Annotated in this window: 10 protein-coding genes and 1 pseudogene; all 11 read right to left on the minus strand. The window is 70.9% G+C overall.

Annotated features, from left to right (window positions below):
• Position 1: 1 nt before the first annotated feature.
• The 11 genes and pseudogenes from A5760_RS18520 to argC all read right to left on the minus strand — a co-directional run bounded on the left by A5760_RS18520 (position 2) and on the right by argC (position 22,489).
• Positions 2 to 6,361 carry an SDR family NAD(P)-dependent oxidoreductase gene (locus tag A5760_RS18520; RefSeq protein WP_419538258.1) on the minus strand — a complete coding sequence of 2,120 codons (6,360 nt, stop codon included), beginning with the start codon at positions 6,359 to 6,361 and terminating at the stop codon, positions 2 to 4.
• Positions 6,362 to 6,380: 19 nt separating this feature from the next.
• Positions 6,381 to 12,761 (minus strand): type I polyketide synthase, encoded by a 6,381-nt coding sequence (locus tag A5760_RS18525; RefSeq protein WP_064883391.1) that lies wholly within the window; start codon positions 12,759 to 12,761, stop codon positions 6,381 to 6,383.
• Positions 12,762 to 12,897: 136 nt separating this feature from the next.
• Positions 12,898 to 13,959, minus strand: a complete 1,062-nt coding sequence (locus A5760_RS18530) for a type III polyketide synthase (RefSeq protein ID WP_064883393.1) — start codon at positions 13,957 to 13,959, stop codon at positions 12,898 to 12,900.
• 111 nt (positions 13,960 to 14,070) lie between these two features.
• Positions 14,071 to 15,489 (minus strand): argininosuccinate lyase, encoded by a 1,419-nt coding sequence (gene argH / locus A5760_RS18535; protein ID WP_064883395.1) that lies wholly within the window; start codon positions 15,487 to 15,489, stop codon positions 14,071 to 14,073.
• The gene (locus tag A5760_RS18540) at positions 15,486 to 16,703 is read right to left on the minus strand and encodes an argininosuccinate synthase (RefSeq protein ID WP_064883397.1); all 1,218 of its coding nucleotides are present in this window, start codon (positions 16,701 to 16,703) and stop codon (positions 15,486 to 15,488) included. Before A5760_RS18540 ends, argH begins: the two co-directional genes overlap by 4 nt.
• A gap of 27 nt (positions 16,704 to 16,730) precedes the next feature.
• Positions 16,731 to 17,225, minus strand: a complete 495-nt coding sequence (locus A5760_RS18545) for an arginine repressor (protein ID WP_064883399.1) — start codon at positions 17,223 to 17,225, stop codon at positions 16,731 to 16,733.
• Positions 17,222 to 18,148: an ornithine carbamoyltransferase gene (gene argF, locus A5760_RS18550; RefSeq protein ID WP_064883401.1), complete on the minus strand. Its 927-nt coding sequence runs from the start codon at positions 18,146 to 18,148 to the stop codon at positions 17,222 to 17,224. Before argF ends, A5760_RS18545 begins: the two co-directional genes overlap by 4 nt.
• Entirely contained in the window at positions 18,145 to 19,320 is a 1,176-nt protein-coding gene (locus A5760_RS18555; RefSeq protein ID WP_064883599.1) for an acetylornithine transaminase, read from the minus strand. Before A5760_RS18555 ends, argF begins: the two co-directional genes overlap by 4 nt.
• A gap of 14 nt (positions 19,321 to 19,334) precedes the next feature.
• Entirely contained in the window at positions 19,335 to 20,222 is an 888-nt protein-coding gene (gene argB, locus A5760_RS18560; protein WP_064883403.1) for an acetylglutamate kinase, read from the minus strand.
• Complete coding sequence (argJ, locus tag A5760_RS18565) at positions 20,219 to 21,433, minus strand: bifunctional glutamate N-acetyltransferase/amino-acid acetyltransferase ArgJ (protein WP_064883405.1); 1,215 nt, start codon at positions 21,431 to 21,433, stop codon at positions 20,219 to 20,221. The genes argB and argJ overlap by 4 nt, the downstream gene beginning before the upstream one ends.
• Positions 21,430 to 22,489: pseudogene (argC, locus tag A5760_RS18570) on the minus strand (N-acetyl-gamma-glutamyl-phosphate reductase). The gene argJ and the pseudogene argC overlap by 4 nt, the downstream one beginning before the upstream one ends.
• Positions 22,490 to 22,500: the final 11 nt, after the last annotated feature.

Here is a 22,500-nt window from a genome sequence, read left to right on the forward strand (position 1 = left end):
GTCAGGGGCCGACTTCGTCGTCGAGAATCGCGAACAGCTGGCTCTCGGTGGCGGTGGAGATGTCGTCGTCGAACGCGTCCTCGGGGTGTTCCAGCAGCGGTGCCGGCGGCGGGCCGGTCGCCGTGGTCAACAGGCCTTCCAGCCGGGTGATGAGCTGCGCCTTGTCGCCGGGGCTCAGATCGGGCTGGTTGAGCAGCGCCAGCAGTTCCCGGGCGATGTCGTTGAAGCGGGCCACGCGATCGGGCGGCGTGGCGGTCGTGGCCGTCGCGCCGGGGGCGCTGCCGGCCAGCTGGATGCCGAGGTGTTCTGCTAGCGCGCCCGGCGTGGTCTGGTCGAAGATCAACGTGGGCGAAAGAGTAAGCCCGGTAGCGATTTTCAGCCGGTTGCGCAGTTCGACGGCGGTCAGCGAATCGAACCCGAGATCTTGGAACGCGTCGTCGGCGTTCACGTCCGCGGAGCTGTGGCCCAGTACGGTGGCCGCGTTGCTGCAGACCAATTCCACCAATTCGGTGTGCCGCTGCTCTGCGGTCATGCCCTCCAGTCGCGCCCGCAGCCCCGTCAGGGACACCATGTCGGTGTGCTCAAGGACCCGGCGGGCCGGGCGGGTGGCCAACTGGCTCAGCAGCGGCGGCAGCGTGTCGCTGTGGTGCGCCAGCGCTGCCCGGTCCAGCCGGGTGCCCACCACCATCGGGTGTTCGGTCAGCAACGCGGCCTCCAGCAGCTCCAGCGCCTGCCGAGTGGACAACGCGCTCAGCCCGGCCCGGCTCATCCTGGCCTTGTCACGCTCGCCGAGGTGCCGGGTCATCGTCGAGGCCTCTTCCCACATCCCCCAGGCCACCGAGAGTCCCGGCAGCCCGTGAGCGCGGCGGTGCGCCGCCAGCGCGTCCAGGAAGCTGTTGGCCGCCGCGTAGTTCCCCTGGCCCGGCGCACCCACGATGCCCGCCATCGACGAAAACGCCACGAACGCGTACAGATTCGAGTCTTTGGTCAGCTCGTGCAGATTCCAGGCCCCGTCGACCTTGGCCCGCAACACCGTGTCGATGCGCGCGGGCGTCAGGGACGCGATCACCGCGTCGTCGAGCACGCCCGCCGCGTGGAACACCGAGCGCAACGGGTACTGCGCGGGCACCTGTGCCAGCAGCGCCGCGACGGCATCCCGGTCGCCGACGTCGCAGGCCGCCACGGATACCGATGCGCCCTTTTCGCGCAATTCGGCGGCCAGCGCGCCGATGCCGTCGGCGCGTTCACCGCTGCGGCTGACCAGCAACACGTGCGGCACCCGGTGCCGCTCGACGAGATGCCGCGCCACCGCCGAACCCGCCATGCCGGTGCCGCCGGTGATCAGCGCGGTGCCGCCGGCCAGCCCAGCGGGCCCGTCCGGCATGGTGAGCACGACCTTGCCGATGTGGCGGGCCTGGCTGACAAACCGGTAGGCGTCGGCGGCGCTGCGCGCGTCGAATGCCTTGACCGGCAACGGCGTCAGGACTCCGCCGCCGAAAAGCTCCATCAATTCGGCCAACATCTCGGCGATGCGGTCGGGGCCGGCCTCCATGAGATCGAACGCGCGATACGTCACTCCGGGATGTGCCGCCGCGACGGCATCCGGGTCACGCAGATCGGTCTTGCCCATTTCGATGAAGCGGCCGCCGGGCCGCAGCAGCCGCAGCGACGCGTCGTTGAACTCCCCGGCCAGGGAGTTGAGCACCACGTCCATGCCGCCGGCGAACTTCTGCTCGAACTCCAGGGTGCGGGAATCGGCGATGTGGGCATCGTCGAATCCCATGGCGCGCAGGGTGTCCCACTTGCCGCGGCTGGCGGTCGCGAACACCTCCGCGCCCCAATGCCGGGCCAGCTGTACCGCGGCCATGCCGACGCCGCCGGTGGCGGCGTGCACCAGCACGCGCTGCCCGGCGCGCAGGCCAGCCAGCACCGACAGCCCGTAATAGGCCGTCAAAAACACCACCGGCACGGCCGCGGCCTGCGCCATCGACCACCCCCGCGGCGCCCGGGTCACCAACCGGCGATCGACCACGGCCTCGGAGCCGGCGAGCCCGAAGATCCCCATGACCGAGTCCCCGACGGCCAAATCCGGCACGCCGGCGCCGAGTTCGGTGACGATTCCCGCGCCCTCGGCGCCCAGCTGCGCGGCGCCCGGGTACATGCCCAGCGCCACCAGCACGTCGCGGAAGTTCACCCCGGCGGCGGCGACGGTCACCCGCACCTGACCGGCCTCCAGTGCGGCCGGCGGGTACTCCTGCACCGCCAGCTCCTCGAGCGTCCCGGCATCGCCCGCGGCCAGCCGCCACACCGACGGCGGGTCGGGCAGCCGCAGCAGGGGTCGCTGGTCGGCCGGCTTCAGCCGGGGGCTGTAGGCCACACCGTCGCGCACCACCAATTGCGGCTCGCCACAACCGATCACCGTTGCGACGTCGAGCGTTCCGTCGGTATCGACCAGCACCACGCGGCCGGGGTGCTCGGCCTGCGCCGAACGCGTCAGCCCCCACACCGCGGCGCCGGCCAGGTCCGCGACGTCCTCGCCCGCCAGCCCCACCGCCCCGCGGGTCGCCACCACCAGGACCCCGGCCGCCTCACCCGTCAGCCGGGATTGCAGCACACCCAGGGCCTCGTGCGTGGCCCGGTAGACCGAGGTGACCGCGCCCGGGGCCGCGGGGATTGACTCCCAGACGGTGACGTCCGCGCCAACGTCGTTGCCGGGCAGCGAGACCGGTGACCACACCACGTCGAGGAGCTCACCGCTGCCGGAACGGGCCGCCACGGCCGCGGTCAGCTGATCGGCCGACACGGCCCGCGTCACCAGCTCGCGCACCGACAAGACCGGCAGCCCGGAAGAGTCGGCCAGCTCGACCGACACGGCGCCGGCGGCGACCGGCGCCAGCCTGACCCGGAGCCGGGACGCGCCGGCCGCGTTCAGGCTCACTCCTTGCCACGAGAACGGCAAGACGGTCTCGATCCGCTCGTCGGCCACGCCCAGCGCATGCAGCGCCGCGTCCAGGACCACCGGATGAATGCCGAAGCCGCCGGTCGACACGCCGGCCTGTTGCGGAAGCTCCACCTCGGCGAAAGTCTCGGTCCCCCTTCGCCATACGGCGCGTAACCCCCGAAAGGCCGGCCCGTACCCGTAGCCGCGGCCAGCCAGGCCGTCGTACGCGCCGGTCACGTCCACCGCGTCCGCACCCGGCGGCGGCCACATGGACAGGTCGGCGGCCGGTGCGGGCGCAGCGTCGCTCAACACGCCCTCGGCGTGCAACACCCAATCCGATTGTGCGGCACGCGAATACACTGCGACCGCGCATGTTCCCGCGTCGCCGGGCGCGGTCACCACGACCTGGAGGTGCACCACCCCGGCCGCCGGCACCACCAGCGGCGCCGACAGCGTCAACTCCTCGATCACCGAGCAGCCGACCTCGTCGCCGGCCCGCAACGCCAACTCGACGAACCCGGCTCCCGGAAACAGCACCGTGCCGGCCACCGCGTGGTCGGCCAGCCATGGTTGTGCGGCGAGCGAAAGCCGGCCCGTCAACACCACACCACCGGAATCCGGCCGGTCCACCACCGCGCCCAGCAGCGCGTGCTCGGCCTCGGCCAGACCCAGGCTGGCGATGTTGGCCGAACCCACCGAATCGCTGGACAGCCAGAACCGGCGCCGCACAAAGGCATACGTGGGCAGCTCGACACGGTGCGCGGTGGGGTCGGCGAACGCCGAGGCCCACCGCACGTCGGCACCGGCCATGAACAACTGCCCCGCCGCCCATAGCAGCGAGTCCACTTCGGGGCGGCCCTTGGCCATGGTCACCACCGAGGTCGCCCGGTCGGTCGTCAGGGATTGCTCCACCGCGGATGTCAACGCCGCGCCCGGGCCCACCTCCAGGAACACCCCGGCACCCAACGATTCGGCCAGCTGCACACCGTCGACGAATCGCACCGGCTTGCGCACATGGTCGACCCAGTACCCGACCGACCCATAGTCGGGGCCGGCCAGTTGCCCGGTCAGGTTGGATACCAGGGCGATCCGCGGCTGACTCGCCGACACGTCGGCGGCCACCGCCGCGAACTCCCCCATCATCGGCTCCATCAACGGCGAGTGAAACGCGTGCGAGACCGCCAGCCGGTGCACCCTCGCGCCGCCGGCCGCCAGCCGGTCCGCGACCGCCCCCACCGCGGCCTGCTCACCGGAGAGCACCAGCGATTGCGGGCCGTTGACCGCCGCGATGCTCACGGCGCCGTTCAGCAATCCGGCCACCTCGGCCTCGGTTGCGCTCACCGCGACCATCATCCCGCCGGCGGGCAGCCCGGCCATCAGCCGGCCGCGCGCCGCCACCAGCCGCGCCGCATCGGGCAGTGACAGCGCCCCGGCCACGCACGCGGCGGCGATCTCGCCCACCGAATGGCCGATCACCACATCCGGTGTCACACCGAAGGATTGCCACAGCGCGGCCACCGCGATCTCTACGACGAACAGTGCCGGCTGGGCGAACTCGGTGCTCTGCAACAACTCCGGGTCCGAGCCCCACATCACCTCGCGCAGCGGCAGCCGCGCGTGAGCGTCCACCGCCGCGACCGCCTCGTCGAAGGCCTGCACAAACACGGGAAAACGATCGTACAGCTCGGCACCCATCCCGAGGGACTGCGAGCCCTGGCCGGGGAAGACGAACACCCGCTTGCCCGCCGACCGGGTCCGGCCGACCAGCGCGCCGGGGTCGGGTCGCCCGGACGCCAGCCCCGCCAACCCCGCCGTCAGGGCCGCACGGTCGGCGCCCAGCAGCACCGCGCGGTGCTCGAAGGCCGCCCGGGTGGTCGCCAGCGACCACCCCACGTCCACCGCCCGCACACCCGCGTCGGCGCTCAACCGATCCAGCAGCCGTTGGGCCTGGCCGGCCAACGCCTCGGGCGACCGGGCCGAAATCACCCACGGGATCACCTGATTCGACGGCCCCGCAACCGGTTCGGCTCCGCTGTCGAGCGGCGCGGGGGCCTGCTCGACGATCACGTGCGCGTTGGTGCCGCTGATCCCGAACGACGAGACGCCCGCCCGCCGTATCCCGCCGTGATCCGGCCACGGCTGCGGCTCGGACAACAGCGACACCGCGCCAGCCGACCAATCCACGTGCGGCGACGGGATATCCACGTGCAGCGTCTTGGGCATCACCCCGTGCCGGATCGCCTGCACCATCTTGATCACCCCGGCCACCCCCGCCGCCGCCGAGGTATGCCCGATGTTGGATTTGATCGAGCCCAACCACAGCGGCCGGTCCGCGGGTCGATCCTGCCCATAGGTCGCCAGCAGCGCCTGGGCCTCGATCGGATCCCCGAGCACCGTCCCGGTCCCATGGCCCTCAACCACATCCACGTCCGCGGCCGTCAGTCCGGCGTTCGCCAGCGCCGCCCGGATCACCCGCTGCTGCGACGGCCCGTTGGGCGCGGTCAACCCGTTCGACGCGCCGTCCTGATTGACCGCGGTGCCGCGCAGCACCGCCAGGACGGGATGCCCCAGGCGCCGCGCGTCGGCCAACCGCTCCAGCACCAGCACGCCCGCGCCCTCCGACCACGAAGTCCCGTCCGCCGCACCGGCATACACCTTGCAGCGGCCATCGGGTGCCAGGGCGCGCTGACGGCTGAACTCGACGAAGGCCGCGGGGGTGGCCATCACGGTCACCCCACCGGCCAGCGCCAGATCGCATTCCCCGGACCGCAACGACTGCGCGGCCAGATGCATGGAGACCAGCGACGACGAACACGCCGTATCCACCGACACCGCGGGGCCTTCCAGGCCCAACACGTAGGACACCCGTCCCGAGGTCACGCTCAGCGTCGAACCGGTGAGCCCGTAGCCCTCCAGCTCGCCCTTCACCTCGCCGCCGTAGCCCGCGTGGATCACCCCGGCGAACACGCCGGTCGCCGAGCCGCGCAGTGCGAAGGGGTCAATGCCGGCCCGCTCCAACGCTTCCCAACAGATCTCCAGCATCATCCGCTGCTGGGGGTCCATGGCCAGCGCCTCGCTGGGCCCGATGCCGAAGAATCCGGCGTCGAAGTCACCCGCGTCCTGTAGGAAGCTGCCCTGCCGGGTGTACATCTTTCCCTTGCTGTCGGGGTCGGGGTCGTACAACCCCTCGACGTCCCAGCCCCGGTCGGCCGGGAAGTCCGACACCGTGTCGCGGCCTTCGATCACGAGTTGCCACAGGTCTTCTGGCGATTCGACGCCACCGGCGTAGCGACACGCCATGCCCACCACGGCGACCGGCTCGGCGAGTTGGCCCTCCAGTTCCGCGACACGCCGCCGGGTCCGCCTGAGATCCGCCGTGAGGCGTTTCAGGTAGTCGACGTGTTGCGAGGTGCCCGGCATCGTTGCTCCTTGCGGGGTGTCAGCGGCCGAGTTCTTCATCGAGGATCGCAAAGAGTTGGCTTTCGGTGGCGGCGTCGAGGTCATCGTCGAGGTGTTCGGCATCGGAAAGATCGCCCGGCGGGAGCGCGGCGAGCAGGCTGTGAATGCGGGCCCGCAGCACCGATTTGTCGTCGGCATTCCAGGTGGGCGCGGCGAGCAGCGCCTGCAGTTCGCGGGTGATGTCGTTGAAGCGGCCCATCAGGTTCGGCTGATCGTCGGCACCGGCGGTGCCGGCCAGTTGGGTGTCCAGGTGTGCGGCCAGCAGGGTTGGTGTCGGATAGTCGAATATGAGCGTCGGCGAAAGGTTAAGGCCCGTAGCGTTTTTGAGCCGGTTACGCAGTTCGACTGCGGTCAGCGAATCGAACCCGAGCTCCTGAAAGGCGCGGCCGGCGTCGACGTCCGCCGGATTGGGCACGCCCAGCACCATCGCCGCGTTGCCGCACACCAGGTCGACCAGCTCGCGCTGTCGCGCCTCGGGAGTCAGCCCGTGCAGGCGCGCCGAAAGCCCGGTCGTCGACGCGGCTACGTCGCTGTCGACGATGACGCGCCGGGTCGGGCCGGCGACGAGTTCGCGCAGCAGCGGAGGCAGCGCGGCGATGTTGTCGGACAGGGCGGCCCGGTCCACCCGGGCCGCAACCAGCACCGGCACGTCGACGAGCATCGCGGCGTCGAACGCCGCCAGCGCCTGTGCGGTGGACAGCGGCGCCAGCCCGATCCTGCTCATCCGGGCCTTGTCGCGATCCCCGAGGTGCGCCGTCATGGCCGAGGCCTGCTCCCACAGGCCCCAGGCCAGCGAAAGGCCGGGCAGGCCGTTGCCGCGCCGATAGGCGGCCAGCCCGTCGAGGAAACTGTTGGCCGCCGCGTAGTTGGCCTGACCGGGGGTTCCCACGATGCCCGCCATCGACGAGAAGACCACGAATGCCGAGAGATCCAGGTGCCGGGTGAGCTCGTGCAGGTTCCAGGCCCCGTCGACCTTGGCGCGCAGGACCGCGTCCACCCGATCCGGGGTCAGCGACGAGATCAGCCCGTCGTCGAGAACGCCCGCGGCGTGCACGATTCCGCGCAGCGGATACTGCGCCGGTATCTGGGTCAGCATCGCCGCTGCCGCTTCGGGATCGGCAACATCGCAGGCCACCACCGACACCTGCGCGCCGGCCTCCTGCAGCCCGGCCACCAGTTCGGCGACCCCGGCGGCCTGGGCGCCGGTCCGGCTGACCAGCACCACGTGCGCCACCCGGTAACGGTCGACGAGGTGTCGGGCCAGCGCCGAGCCGGCCATGCCGGTGCCACCGGTGATCACCACGCTGGCGCCCGCCAGCCCCCCGCCGCAGCCGCTGAGCACTTCGCCCGGCCCCGACGGGACGGTGAGCGCGACCTTGCCGATGTGGCGCGCCTGGCTGACGTAGCGATACGCCGCCGAGGCGCAGCGGACATCAAAGGTCTTCAGCGGCAATGGTTTCAAGACGCCTTCGGCCAGCAGTCCCACGATCTCGGCCAGCATGGCCGCGGTGCGGTCGGGGCCGGCCTCCATCAGGTCGAACGCCCGATACACCGCACCCCGATACTCGTCGGCGATGGCGTGCGGATCGCGCACATCGGTCTTGCCCATCTCGATGAATCGCCCGCCGGGGGCCAACAGCCGCAACGACGCGTCGGTGAACTCACCGGCCAGCGAGTTCAGCACGACGTCGAACCCGGCACCACCACCGGCCGCCATCAACGCCGCGAATTTCGCCTCGAACTCCGTCGTGCGCGAATCGCCGATGTGGTCGTCGTCGAATCCCATCGCGCGCAACGTGTCCCACTTACCGCGGCTGGCGGTGACGAACACCTCGGCGCCCCAGTGCCGGGCCAGCTGCACCGCGGCCATGCCCACCCCGCCGGTGGCGGTGTGCACCAAGACCCGCTCGCCGGCGCACAGCCCGCCCAGCACCGACAGCCCGTACAGCGCCGTCAGGAACACCACGGGCACACCCGCGGCCGCCACCAGCGACAAGCCCACCGGCACCGGTGTCACCACGCGCTGATCCACCACCGCCTCGGAACCGACGACCCCGAGCAGCCCCATCACCGCGTCACCGACGGCCAGCCCGGTCACGTCGGGCCCCACCTCGACGACCACGCCGGAGCCCTCGGCACCCAGCTGGCCACCGCCCGGATACATCCCCAGGGCCACCAGGACGTCGCGGAAGTTGACACCGACCGCGACCACCGCCACCCGCACCTGCCCGCCGGTCAATTCGGTTCTCGGGCACGGATTCACGACCAGATCCTGCAGCGTGCCCTCGCCACCGGCATCCAACCGCCAGCCGGCGGACGGCAACCCGACGGCGGAGCCCATGCGCACCGGCCGCAGCCGGGCCGCGTACGCCACGCCCTGGCGCACCGCCACTTGCGGCTCGCCGCAGCCGATCACCGCGCCGGCGTCGACGGAGCCATCGGAGTCGATCAGTACCATCCGGCCCGGGTGCTCGGCCTGCGCCGAGCGCACCAGGCCCCACACCGCCGCGCCGGCCAGGTCCGAAACGTCCTCGCCGGCAAGGGCGACGGCCCCGCGGGTCTGCACAACCAGCACCCCGGCGTTTTCGTCGCGCAGCCACGATTGCAGCGCCGCCAGAATCTCGGCGGCCGCGGCGTGCACCGCCTTCACCACGTCGCCGCCATGATCGCCCAGCTCCCACAGCGTGGCCTCGCCGCCGCCCAGCGCGATCGGCGACCAGGTCACGTCGAGCAATCCCTCGGAGCGCTGCGCGGGAGCCGCTGTCAACTGCCCGGCCGAGACCGGGCGCATGGCCAACGATCGCACCGAGAGCACCGGAAGTCCAGTCCCGTCAGCCAGTTCCACCGACACCGACCCGGCGCCGGCCGGCGCGATCCGGACTCGCGCCCGCGACGCGCCCGAGGCGTGCAGCGACACACCCTGCCACGAGAACGGCAGCACTGTCTGATCCTGCTCGGCGGCGACGCCGATCGCGTGCAGCGCCGCATCCAGCAGCACGGGATGCACCCCGAAGCCGCCGTCGTGGGTTCCGGCGTCGTCGGGCACGACGACCTCGGCGAAGAGCTCGTCCCCGCGTTGCCACATGGCCCGCAGACCCCGGAAAGCGTCGCCGTAGTCGTAGCCCCGCTGCGCCAGCCGGGCGTAAGCGCCGGTGACGTCCACCGCGGTCGCCCCGGCGGGCGGCCAGATCGAGAAGTCCGCGACCGGCGTCACCGTGCCCGGCCGCAACAGCCCCTCGGCATGCAACACCCACTCCGAATCCTGTTCGGCAGCAACGGAATACACCGACAACCGCCGCAGCCCCGACTCGTCGGGCGCGCCGACCACCAGCTGCACCTGCACACCCCCGGGCGGGGGCAGTAGCAACGGAGCCGACAAGGTTAGCTCGTCGAGCACCCCACAGCCCACCTCGTCGCCGGCGCGGATGGCCAACTCGACGAACCCGGCCCCGGGGAACAGCACCGTCTCGCCCACCGCGTGATCGGCCAGCCACGGGTGGGCCGCCGTCGACAGGCGGCCCGTCAGCACCACACCGCCGGAATCGGGCCGCGGCACCACCGCACCGAGCAACCCGTGCTCGGCGGCGGCCAGGCCCAGCGTGGCGACGTCCTGCGACCCCGTCGACCCGCCCGGAAGCCAAAAGTGTTGCCGGACGAACCCGTACGTCGGCAGCTCGACGACCCGGCCGCCAAGGCCGGCCATCGCGGCGCGCCAGTCGACGGCCACGCCCGCCACGTGGGCCTGGGCGGCCGAGAGCCAGAAGCGGTCCAGACCGCCGTCCTCGCGGCCCAGCGACGGGATGACGCACGCCCGCTCGCTGTCGGGCATCGTTTCTTCGATGGCCGCCATGAGCACGGGATGCGGGCTGGATTCGATGAACGCCTGATAGCCCGCGTCGCACGCGCTGCGTACCGCCCGCTCGAATTGCACGGTGTGCCGGATGCTTTGGAACCAGTAGTCGGCGTTCAGCCCCGCGGTGTCCATCAGCTCACCGGTGACCGTGGAGAAGAAGGCGACCGCGGACGACCGCGGCGTGAGGCCGTGCAGCGCGTCGGCGAGGGACTCGCGGATCGCGTCCACCTGTGCCGAATGCGATGCGTAGTCGACGTCGATCTTGCGGGCGCGGATGTTGTCGGTTTCGCACCGTTGCATCAGTTCGGCCAGGACGTCCACCTCGCCGGAGACCACCACCGCCGCAACACCGTTGACGGTGGCGATGTTCAGTCGTTCACCCCAGCCGGCGATCAGCTGCTCGGCGCGCGGCAGACTGCACGCCAACGAGACCATGCCGCCCCGGCCCGACAACTGCACCAGCAGCCGGCTGCGCAGCGCGACCACCCGGGCGGCGTCTTCCAGCGACAGCGCCCCTGCCACATAGGCCGCCGCGATCTCGCCCTGCGAATGGCCGATCACCGCATCGGGCAGCACGCCCACCGAGCGCCACAGTTCGGCCAACGACACCATCACCGCCCACAGCGCCGGCTGCACCACGTCCACCCGGTCCAGCCCGGGTGCGCCCGGGGCGCCGCGGATCACGTCGATCAGCGACCAGTCGACGTATTCGGCGAGCGCATGAGCACAGCGCTGCAGGTGCTCGGCGAATACCCTTGAGCTGTCCAGCAGTTGGGCGCCCATGCCGACCCATTGCGAGCCCTGGCCGGGGAACACGAACACCGTCTTGCCCGCCGGTTGCGCACGGCCGACCACCAGGCCTGCGCCCTGCTCGCCGGCCGCCAGCGCCGTCAGCCCACGCAGCAACTGCGCGCCGTCGGCGCCCACGATCACCGCGCGGTGCTCGAAGCGCGACCGCGTCGCAATCAGCGACCAGCCCACGTCCAGCACCCGCACACCGGGATCCGCCTTCACCCGGGCCAGCAGCCGGGCCGCCTGGTTCGCCAGCGCCTCACCCGAGCGGGCCGAGAGCACCCACGGCACCACCACGTCGTCGCCTGGGCGGGTGGCGGTTTCGGGCTCCGGGGCGTATTGCTCCACGATGACGTGCGCGTTGGTGCCGCTGATGCCGAAGGACGAGACTCCCGCACGGCGCGGCCGGTCCACCGCCGGCCAGGGCCGCTGCTCGGTCAGCAGCGACACCGCCCCGGCGGTCCAATCCACATGCGGCGTCGGCTCATCCACGTGCAACGTCTTGGGCATCACCCCGTGGCGGATCGCCTGCACCATCTTGATCACTCCGCCCGCACCCGCGGCGGCCGAGGTGTGACCCATGTTCGATTTGATCGAACCCAGCCACAGTGGCTGATCCGCCGGCCGGTCCTGTCCGTAGGTCGCCAGAACCGCTTGCGCCTCAATGGGATCCCCGAGCATGGTGCCCGTGCCGTGACCCTCGACCAGATCTACGTCAGCCGTGTCCAGCCGCGCGTTGGCCAGCGCCGCCCGGATCACCCGTTGCTGCGATGGCCCGTTGGGCGTCGCCAGGCCGTTGGAGGCGCCGTCCTGATTCACCGCGGACCCGCGCACCACCGCGAGCACCGGATGCCCGTGCCGCCGGGCATCGGCCAGCCGTTCCAGCACCAGCACCCCGACGCCTTCGGAGAATCCGGTGCCGTCGGCGGCACCCGCGTATGCCTTGCACCGGCCGTCGGCGGCCAGCGCGCGCTGCCGGCTGAACTCGATGAACATCGCCGGTGTGGCCATCACGGTCACGCCGCCGGCCAGCGCCAGATCGCACTCGCCGGAACGCAACGACTGCGCCGCCAGGTGCAGGGCCACGAGCGACGACGAACATGCCGTGTCCACCGAGACGGCAGGGCCCTCGAACCCCAGCGAATAGGCCACCCGGCCCGAGGCGACACTGAGCGTCGAACCGCGCAGGCCGTATCGCTCCAGGTGTCCCGGCACCCGTCCCTGACCCCCGTAGGAGCCGTGGAATATCCCGGCGAACACACCGGTCGCCGAGCCGCGCAGGGCGGCGGGGTCAATCCCGGCCCGCTCCAACGCCTCCCAGGACACCTCGAGCAGCAGGCGCTGTTGCGGGTCCATGGCCAGCGCCTCGCTGGGGGCGATCCCGAAGAAGGCGGCATCGAAATCGCCGACATCCGAGAGGAAGCCGCCGCACCGCGCGTACGATTTGCCCACGGCGTCGGGATCCGCGTCGAACAGACCGGTCAGGTTCCAGCCGCGGTCCGCCGGGAACTCCGATACCACATCGCGGCCCTCAACAACCATCTGCCACAAAGCCTCTGGTGAATTCACGCCCCCCGGGTAGCGGCAGGCCATGCCGACCACCGCCACCGGTTCGGTCGCGGCGGCCAGGTACTCGCGGTTCTCGCGCTTGAGCCGCTCGTTGTCTTTCAGCGACTGGCGAAGAGCCTTGATCAGCTCTTCGGTGTTGCCGTTCATCGAAGGCGGCCTCTCGTGTCACTCACAGCGATACCTCCGCGATGGTCCCTCCCACGCCAAGGTCCCACCGCCACACACTCTTTAACGCCCAAAAAGCCGACGCCTTACGGTAGGAACGGAAGCGCGCGGGCGAGGATCAGTGCCAACGCAACAACACCAGTTCGGAACAGAATCCTGGACCCATCGCGAGCATCAGACCGGGGCTTCCACTCGGCGGCGGCTTGGCCATGGTGTCGCGCAGCACGTGCAGCACCGACGCCGACGAGAGGTTGCCGATCTCGCCGAGTGAACGCCAGGTGAGTTCGAGGGCCTCGGGCGGCAGGCTGAGCGCCGCGTTGATGGACTCGATGACCTTGGGGCCGCCGGGGTGGCTCACGAAGGCGCCGATGTCTGCCGTCGTCAGGCCGTGCGCCCCGAGGAAGTCAGTGACATCCGCTTCGATGTACTGCTCGACGACGGCCGCGACGTCCTTGGACAGCACCAGCTCGAAGCCGGTGGCGCCGACGTCGAAGCCCATGGTGCGCAGGGAATCGGGGTACAGGTGGCTGCGCGAGTCGAGGATGGTGGGCCCGCCGGTGACCAATTGTTCGGCGCGCCGCTCGCCGACGGCCACCACCGCCGCGGCCCCGTCGGCGAACAGGGCGCTGCCGACCATGCCGGCCAGCGACGGCGTGTATCCGGGATAGGTCAACGAGCACAGCTCGACGGAGAGCAGCGCGGCCACGGCGTCCGGTGCGCCGCGCAGGTAGTCGTTCACGCGGCCCATTCCCGCGGCGCCGGCCACGCAGCCGAGGCCGAACAGCGGCACCCGTCGCACGTCGTCGCGCAGGCCGAGCTGCGCGGCGATCCGGGCGTCCACGGACGGCACGGTGAGGCCGGTGACGGTGGTGGTGATGAACACGTCGACGTCCCGTGGCCGCAGTCCCGCCTCCTCGAGCGCGCCGGACAGCGCTTCGCAGCCCAGCTTCACCGCGTGCTCGGTGAAGATCCGGTTCGCCATGCCGAAGTCGGACAGCGCGGGGTATTGCTCGATCGGCAGTACCAGGTGACGGCCGCCGACTTTGGCGCTGGCATGCAGCTGCCGGACGATGTCCTCGTAGCCCTCGAACTCCGGGATGCTGACGAAGAAGTCGGTGAGCTCACGCTGGGAGTATCGGTGCGGTGGTAGCGCACCGAAGACACCGGCGACGACGCTCATTGCTCTCCCACCCCTTGGTGACGAGGACCCGGTCCGAAATGTTCATCCGGATCCCTTTGAGCTCGAAGTCTAGTCTGCCCGCCACGGCCCGGCAGGGAAACCAATCTCATCTCAATCGTCGCCGCGCAGCTGGCTTTTGAGCGCATCGACGCTGGCCAGGACGGTTTCGATCTGCTCGGCGACCCGCTCCGGCGCGGTGCCGCCCCGCGCATCGCGCGACGCCACCGAGCCCTCGATCGTCAAAACCTCACGGACCTGTGGCGTGAGATCGGGGCTGATGGCGGCCAATTCGTCGTCGGTCAGCTCGTCGAGCCCGACCGCCCGCTGCTCGGCGGAGCGCACCGCGGCGCCGGCGGCCTCGTGCGCGGACCGGAACGGCACCCCCTGGCGCACCAGCCATTCGGCGATGTCGGTGGCCAGGGTGTAGCCGGCCGGGGCCAGGGCGGCCATCCGCTCGACGTCGAAGGTCAGGCTGCCCACCATCCCGGCCATCGCGGGCAGCACCAGCTCCAGCTGGGCCACCGAATCGAACACCGGTTCCTTGTCTTCCTGCAGGTCACGGTTGTAGGCGAGCGGCTGGGCCTTCAGCGTGGCCAGCAGGCCGGTCAGGTTCCCGATCAGCCGGCCGGACTTGCCGCGCGCCAGCTCGGCGATGTCGGGGTTCTTCTTCTGCGGCATGATCGAGCTGCCCGTCGACCACGAATCGTGCAGGGTGACGTAGCCGAATTCCGTCGAGCTCCACAGGATGACGTCCTCGGCCAGCCGGGACAGGTCGACCCCGATCATGGCGAACACGAAGGCGGCCTCCGCCGCGAAATCGCGGGACGCGGTCGCGTCGATGGAGTTGTCGGCCGCGGCGGCGAAACCGAGCTCCGCGGCGATCGCGTCGGGGTCCAGGCCCAGCGACGAGCCGGCCAGCGCGCCCGACCCGTACGGAGACACTCCGGCGCGCCGGTCGAAGTCGACGATCCGGTCGACGTCACGCAACAGGGGGTGCGCGTGCGCCAGCAGGTGATGGGCCAGCAGCACCGGCTGCGCGGACTGCATATGGGTCTTGCCCGGCATGATGGCGCTCGGGTGCGCGGCGGCCTGGGCCGCCAGTGCGCCGACCACGTCCAGCGCCCCGGTGGCGACCCGGCGCACCGCGTCGCGCAGCCACATCCGGAACAGGGTGGCCACCTGGTCGTTGCGGGACCGACCGGCCCGCAGCCGCCCGCCCAGGTCGGGCCCGACCCGGTCGATCAGCCCGCGTTCCAGCGCCCCGTGCACGTCCTCATCGGTGACCAATGGCGCGAAGCTGCCGTCGGCGACGTCCTCGGCGAGCTGATCCAACCCGGCCAGCAGCCCGTCGCGCTGCTCCTCGTTCAGCAGACCGGCCCGGAACAGGATCACGGTGTGGGCCCGCGAGGCGACGATGTCGTAGGGGGCCAGCACCCAGTCGAAGTGGGTGGACTTGCTCAGTGCGGCCAGCGCATCCGACGGGCCGTGCGCGAACCGCCCGCCCCACAAGGACCCCTCGCGAGTGCTCACGCTTCGGCCGGGCCCTTTGACGTCTGGTCCCGGCGGGACGCGATCTTCGACGACAGCCCGTGCACGTAGACGAAACCCTTGGCAGCCGACTGGTCGAAGCTGTCGCCCTCGTCGTAGGTGGCCAGGTTGAAGTCGTACAGGGATTCCGCGCTGCGCCGGCCGTTGACCGCAATGTGGCCGCCGTGCAACACCATTCGAACCTCACCCGTCACGTGCTCCTGGGTCTTGGTGACGAAGCTTTCCAGCGCGTCCTTGAGCGGCGAGTACCACAGACCGTCGTAAACCAGCTCGGCCCAACGCTGATCGGTGTGCCGCTTGAACCGACCCAATTCCCGCTCCAGCGTGACGTGTTCGAGTTCGGTGTGCGCGGTGATGAGCACCATGGCGCCGGGCGCCTCGTAGATCTCGCGGCTCTTGATGCCCACCAGCCGGTCCTCGACGACGTCGAGGCGGCCGACGCCCTGGGCGCCGGCGCGGGTGTTGAGTTCCTCGATGGCGCCCAGCACCGACACCCGCTTGCCGTCGATCGTCACCGGCACGCCGCGCTCGAACCCGACGATCACCTCGTCGGGCGTGCTCCAGTTCAGCGTGGGGTCCTCGGTGTAGGCGTAGACGTCCTTGGTGGGGGCGTTCCAAAGGTGTTCCAGGAAGCCGGTTTCCACCGCGCGGCCCCACACGTTCTGGTCGATGGAGAACGGCGAGCGCTTGGTCACGTTGATCGGGATGGCGTTTTCTTCGGCGAACGCGATTGCTTTCTCCCGCGTCCAGGCGTAATCGCGGACTGGTGCCAGCACCTCGAGATCGGGTGCCAGCGAACCGAATCCGACCTCGAACCGGACCTGGTCGTTGCCCTTGCCGGTGCAGCCGTGCGCGACGATGCTGCCGCCGTGCTCGCGGGCCGCCGCCACCAGGTGCTTGACGATCAGGGGCCGGCTGATCGCCGACACCAGCGGGTAGCGATCCATGTAGAGGGCGTTGGACAGGATGGTGGGCAGGCAGTAGCCGTCGGCGAACTCGTCGCGGGCGTCGACGACGACGGCTTCCACCGCGCCGCAGTCCAGCGCCCGCTGGCGAATGACCTCCATGTCTTCGCCGCCCTGGCCGAGGTCGATCGCCACCGCTACGACCTCACGGCCGGTCTCCTTGCCGATCCAGCTGATGGCCACCGAGGTGTCCAGACCGCCGGAATACGCCAGGATGACGCGTTCTGACATGAACCAATCTCCTTAGGTTGAAACGCTTTACGTGAGTTTTTCCAGAGTGGTGGCCAACTCGGCGCCGGTCATCGGCTCTCGAGCAGCCACGAAGACGGTGTCGTCGCCGGCGATGGTGCCGACGACGTACGGTAGCGCCGCGCGGTCGATCGCGCTGGCCAGGTAGTCGGCGGCGCCGGGCGGGGTGCGCAGCACCGCGAGGTTGGCGCTGGCGTCGGCCGACACCAGCAGTTCGCTCAGCAGCCGGGACAAGCGTGCGGTGCCGCCGGACACCCCGCGCACCGGGTTGCCGTCCTCGGGAACCATGTAGACGCCGGCGCCGCCGTCGGCGCCGCGCAGTTTCACCGCGCCGAGTTCTTCCAGGTCCCGCGATAGGGTGGCCTGGGTGACGTCGATGCCCTCGTCGGCCAGCAGCGCGGCCAGTTCGCTCTGGCTGCGCACCTCGGCCGACGACAGGATGGCCACGATGCGGGCCTGCCGACCGGCCCGGGTGGTTTCGGGTGTGGTCTTGCTGCGAGTCATGAGCGCCGCTCCAGCAGCCAGGCCAGCAGCGCTTTCTGGGCGTGCAGCCGGTTTTCGGCCTCGTCGAAGACCATGCTGGCCGGGCCGTCCATCACCTCGTCGGTGATCTCGTCGCCGCGGTGAGCCGGAAGGCAGTGCAGCACAATGGCTTCCGGGTCGGCCAGGGACAGCAGCCGGGCGTTGATCTGGTAGGGCTTGAACGGCGTGCGGCGGTCCAGCCCGTCGTCCTCCTGTCCCATCGACGTCCAGGTGTCGGTGACCAGGACGTCGGCGCCGCGCGCGGCCGCGTCGGCGTCGGCGGTGACGGTGACCGAGGCGCCGGTGTCCTCGGCGCGCCGCCGGGCCGCGGCCACGAACGCCTGGTCCGGGGCGAAGCCGTCCGGCGCGGCGATGGTGACGTGCAGGCCGGCCGTGACGCCACCGAGCATCAGCGAGTGCGCCATGTTGTTGGCGCCGTCACCGAAATAGGTCATCCGCAGACCGGTCAGCGAGCCCTTGCGCTCGGCGATGGTCTGCAGATCGGCCAGCACCTGGCAGGGGTGGAACTCGTCGGAGAGCGCGTTGACCACCGGCACCGTCGCGGCCGAGGCCATCGCGTCGAGGCGGTCCTGGCCGAACGTTCGCCAGACGATGGCCTCGACGTAGCGCGACAGCACCCGCGCGGTGTCCTCCAGGGTTTCGTCGCGGCCCAGCTGGGTGCTGCGGGCGTCGACGACGACGGCGTGCCCGCCGAGCTGGGCGATGCCCACCTCGAACGAGAACCGGGTGCGGGTGGAGTTCTTGTCGAACAGGACCGCGACGCCGCGCGGGCCCTCCAGCGGGCGGGCGCTGAAGGGATCCTTCTTCAGTTCGGCGGCCAGCTGCAGCACCTCGGCCTGCTCGGCGGGCGACAGGTCGTCGTCACGAAGGAAGTGGCGGGTCATGCTGCGGCTCCTGCTGCTTCGTCGAGGATGCCCGGCAGCGCGGCGACGAAGCCGTCGAGCTGGGCCTCGGTGATGATCAGCGGCGGCGCCAGCCGGATGACGTCGGGGGCGGCCGCGTTCACCAGGAACCCGGCCCGGCGGGCGGCCGCTTCCGCGTCCTTGGCGCGCGGCGCGCTCAGCGCCACGCCGCAGAGCAGCCCGCGGCCGCGCACGTGGTCGATCAGCGGGTGACCCAGCGCCTCGATGCCGTGGCGCAGCGACTTGCCCAGCACCTCGGCGTGCCGGACCAGGTTCTGCTCGGCCAGCACCCGCAGCACCGCCAGCGCCGCCGCCGCGCAGACGGGGTTGCCGCCGAAGGTGCTGCCGTGCAGGCCGGGCGTCATCAGGTCGGCGGCCGGTCCGATGGCCAGGCAGGCGCCGATGGGCAGGCCGCCGCCGAGCCCCTTGGCCAGCGTCACCACGTCGGGGGTGATGCCGTCGTGCTGGTGGGCGAAAAACGTTCCGGTGCGGCCCATCCCGGTCTGCACCTCGTCGAGTACCAGCAGCGCTCCGTGCCGCGCGGTGATGTCGCGGGCGGCGACGAGGTATCCCTCCGGCGGGACGACGACGCCGCTCTCCCCCATGATCGGCTCCAGGAACACGGCGGCGGTGGCGTCGTCGACCGCGGCGGCCAGCGCGTCGGTGTCGCCGTAGGGCACGTGCGTGACGTCGCCGGGCAGCGGCGCGAACGGCGCCTGCTTGCTCGGCTGCCCGGTCAACGCCAGTGAGCCCATGGTCCGGCCGTGGAAAGCCTCTTGTGCGGCAACCAGTTTGGTGCGTCCGGTGAGCCGCGACAGCTTGAACGCCACCTCGTTGGCCTCGGTTCCGGAGTTGCAGAAGAACACCCGCGCGGCGGAATCGGTACCGAGCAGGTTTACCAGTTCTTCGGCCAGCGCGAGGCTCGGTTCGGTGGCATACAGATTCGACGTGTGGCCCAGCGTCGACATCTGGTGGGTGACGGCCTCGATGATCGCGGGGTGGCGGTGGCCCAGCACGTTGACCGCGATGCCGCCGAGCAGGTCGAGATACGTCTTCCCGTCCACGTCGGTGACCACGGCACCGTCGCCGCTGGCCAAGGCCATCGGCGGGGTGCCGTAGTTGTTCATCATCACGGCTTCCCACCGCTGCTTCATGGCGTCCGTGCCCGTCACGCGCTCACCACCTTGGTGCCGGTGCCTTCGTCGGTGAAAAGCTCGACCAGCACGCAGTGTTCGACCCGCCCGTCGATGACGTGCGCGCTCGGCACGCCCGCGGTCACCGCCCGCAGACAGGCTTCGACTTTGGGAATCATGCCGGCCTCCAGCGTGGGTAGCAGTTGTGACAGTGTGGCGGTGTCGATTTCGCTGACCAGCGAACCGCGGTCCGGCCAGCTGGTGTACAGGCCTTCGACATCGGTGAGCATCAACAGCTTCTCGGCGTTCAGCGCCTCGGCCAGCGCCGCCGCGGCGGTATCGGCGTTGATGTTGTGCACCACGCCCTCGGCATCCGGGGCCAGCGTCGACACCACCGGAATACGCCGTGCGGCAATCAGATCCAGCACCGCGGCGGTGTTGACCCGTTCAACATCGCCGACCAGGCCGATGTCGGTGGCCACGCCGTCCACGGTGACGCTGCGCCGCACCGCGGTGAACAGTTGGGCGTCCTCGCCGGTGATGCCGACGGCATAGGGCCCGTGCGCGTTGATCAGGTTGACCAGCTCGCGGCCGACCTGGCCGAACAACACCATCCGCGCCACGTCGAGCACTTCCGGTGTGGTGACCCGGAATCCGCCCTTGAAGTCGCCCGGGATGCCGAGCCGGCGCAGCATCCCGGTGATCTGCGGGCCGCCGCCGTGCACGACGACGGGATGGATGCCGCAGTTACGCAGGAACGCCATGTCGGCGGCAAAAGCGTGGCGCAGCGTGTCGTCGGTCATGGCGTTGCCGCCGTACTTGATCACGACGATCTTGCCGTGCAGTTGCTTGAGCCAGGGCAGGGCTTCGGCGAGCACCTGCGCCTTGAATGCGGTGGACAGCGATTCGGTCTTGCTGGTCATGAGCTGTAGGCCGAATTCTCTTCGACGTAACCGTGCGACAGGTCGGTGGTCCGGATGGTGACCCGGCCGTCGCCGAGCCCCAGATCGACCGTGATGTCGATGTCGGCTTCGGAGAGGTCCACCTCGCGCGCCCCCGGCGCCCCCGCCCCGTCGGCGAAGACCGCAAAGCCGTTGAACGCCACCGTGATCCGGTCGGGGTCCAGGGCGATGGGCGCGATGCCGACGGCGGCGAGCACCCGGCCCCAGTTGGGGTCCGAGCCGAACACCGCGGTCTTGACCAGGGAGTCGCGGGCGATCGTCCGGGCGGCGACCAGCGCGTCGTCCTCGGAGGCCGCCCCCTGCACGGTGACGTTCACCCGCTTGGTGACGCCCTCGGCGTCGGCCTGCAACTGGGCGCACAAGTCGTCGCAGACCCGCAGCACGGCCTCGTCGAGGTCGGCCTGGCCCGGCGCGATGCCGCTGGCCCCCGAGGCCAGCAGCAGCACCGTGTCATTGGTCGAGCAGGCGCCGTCGATGTCGAGCCGGTCGAAGGTACGGGCGCTGGCGCGACGCAGCGCGGAGTCCAGGGCGGCGGCGTCGACGGCCGCGTCGGTGGTGAGCACGCAGAGCATGGTTGCCAGCGACGGGGCGAGCATGCCGGCGCCTTTGGCCATTCCGCCGACCGTCCAGTTGCCCGGATGGTGCAGCGCAACCTGTTTGGGCACGGTGTCGGTGGTCATGATCGCCTGGGCGGCCTCATCGCCGCCGGACAGGCCGCCGGCCATGTCCTGCACGATCGTGCGTACCCCGGCGAGCACCCTGTCCATCGGCAACCGGTCACCGATCAACCCGGTCGAGCACACCGCGACCTCGACGGCTCCGGTCTCGGTTCCCCAGTCCGACAGCGCGGCCGCGACGGCCTCGGCGGTGGCGTGCGTGTCCTGGAACCCGCGGGGTCCGGTGCAGGCGTTGGCGCCGCCGGAGTTGAGGATCACCGCGCGCAGCGCGCCGGTGCTCAGCACCTGCTGGCTCCACAGCACCGGCGCGGCTTTGACCTTGTTGCGGGTGAACACCCCCGCCGCCGCGTAGTCGGGTCCCTCGTTGAAGACCAGCGCCAGGTCGCGATTGCCCGAGGCCTTGATCCCGGCGGCGATGCCGGCGGCCCGGAATCCGGCCGGCGCGGTGACGCCCTGCTCGCGTAGCAACCGCGCTTGCGCGGCCGTGGACGTCACGGCGCCACCCCGACCACCGAAAGGCCTTCCGTCTCCGGCCAACCCAGCGCCAGGTTCATCGACTGCACGGCGGCGCCGGCCGTCCCCTTGACCAGGTTGTCGATCGCGGCGATGGCCACGAAGGTGCTCGCCGCCTCGTCCACCGCGACGGCGATGTGCGCCGCGTTGCTGCCGATCACCGCCCCGGTGCGGGGCAGTTGCCCGTCAGGCAGCAGGTAGATGAAAGGTTCTGCGTGATAAGCCTTTTCGTAGGCTTCCCGCAGCCGGGCCAGCGGCGCGCTGGTGCGCGCGGTGCAGGTCGCCAGGATGCCGCGCGATGTCGGGATCAGCACCGGGGTGAACGACACGGTCACATCGCGGCCGGTCACGGCGCCCAGTCCCTGGGCGATCTCGGGAGTGTGCCGGTGTGCCCCGGCGATGTTGTACGCCCGCGCCGAGCCGATGACCTCCGCACCGAGCAGGTCGGTCTTGGCGGCGCGGCCGGCCCCGGAGGTGCCGCTGACGGCGACCACGGTGACGGCCGGTTCGATCAGGTCCTCGGCCACCGCGGGCAGCAGCGCCAGCAGCGCCGCGGTCGGGTAGCAGCCCGGAACCGCGATGCGGCGGGCGCCGCGCAGCCGCTCGCGCGCGCCGGGCAGCTCCGGCAGCCCGTACGGCCAGCTGCCGGCGTGCGGCGATCCGTAGAACCGCTCCCACGCCCCGGCGTCGGTGAGCCGGAAGTCGGCGCCGCAGTCGACGATCAACGTGTCGGGGCCGAGCTGTTCGGCCAGCGCGGCCGAATGACCGTGCGGCAGGGCCAGGAACACCACGTCGTGGCCGGCGAGCACGTCGAGCTCCGTCGGCTCGACCACGCGCTGGGCCAGCGGCGCCAGGTGCGGGTGGTGCTCACCGAGGGTGCTGCCGGCGCTGGCGGCCGCGGTCACCGCGCCGATCGTCAGGCGCCCCTGCGCGTAGGCCGGGTGCCCGAGCAGCAGGCGTAGGATTTCACCGCCCGCGTAGCCGCTGGCACCGGCAACCGCCACCTTCATCCCATCGGCCATTCCGCCGATTCTGCATGGTTATGCAGT

The sequence above is a fragment of the Mycobacterium colombiense genome (assembly GCF_001665835.1).
GTDB classification, from domain to species: Bacteria; Actinomycetota; Actinomycetes; order Mycobacteriales; family Mycobacteriaceae; genus Mycobacterium; species Mycobacterium colombiense_A.

Coding starts and splice junctions, on each gene's coding strand:
- A5760_RS18520 (WP_419538258.1), bottom strand. CDS start 6,361: ATGCCGGGCACCTCGCAACACGTCGACTACCTGAAACGCCTCACGGCG.
- A5760_RS18525 (WP_064883391.1), bottom strand. CDS start 12,761: ATGAACGGCAACACCGAAGAGCTGATCAAGGCTCTTCGCCAGTCGCTG.
- A5760_RS18530 (WP_064883393.1), bottom strand. CDS start 13,959: ATGAGCGTCGTCGCCGGTGTCTTCGGTGCGCTACCACCGCACCGATAC.
- A5760_RS18540 (WP_064883397.1), bottom strand. CDS start 16,703: ATGTCAGAACGCGTCATCCTGGCGTATTCCGGCGGTCTGGACACCTCG.
- A5760_RS18545 (WP_064883399.1), bottom strand. CDS start 17,225: ATGACTCGCAGCAAGACCACACCCGAAACCACCCGGGCCGGTCGGCAG.
- argF (WP_064883401.1), bottom strand. CDS start 18,148: ATGACCCGCCACTTCCTTCGTGACGACGACCTGTCGCCCGCCGAGCAG.
- A5760_RS18555 (WP_064883599.1), bottom strand. CDS start 19,320: ATGAAGCAGCGGTGGGAAGCCGTGATGATGAACAACTACGGCACCCCG.
- argB (WP_064883403.1), bottom strand. CDS start 20,222: ATGACCAGCAAGACCGAATCGCTGTCCACCGCATTCAAGGCGCAGGTG.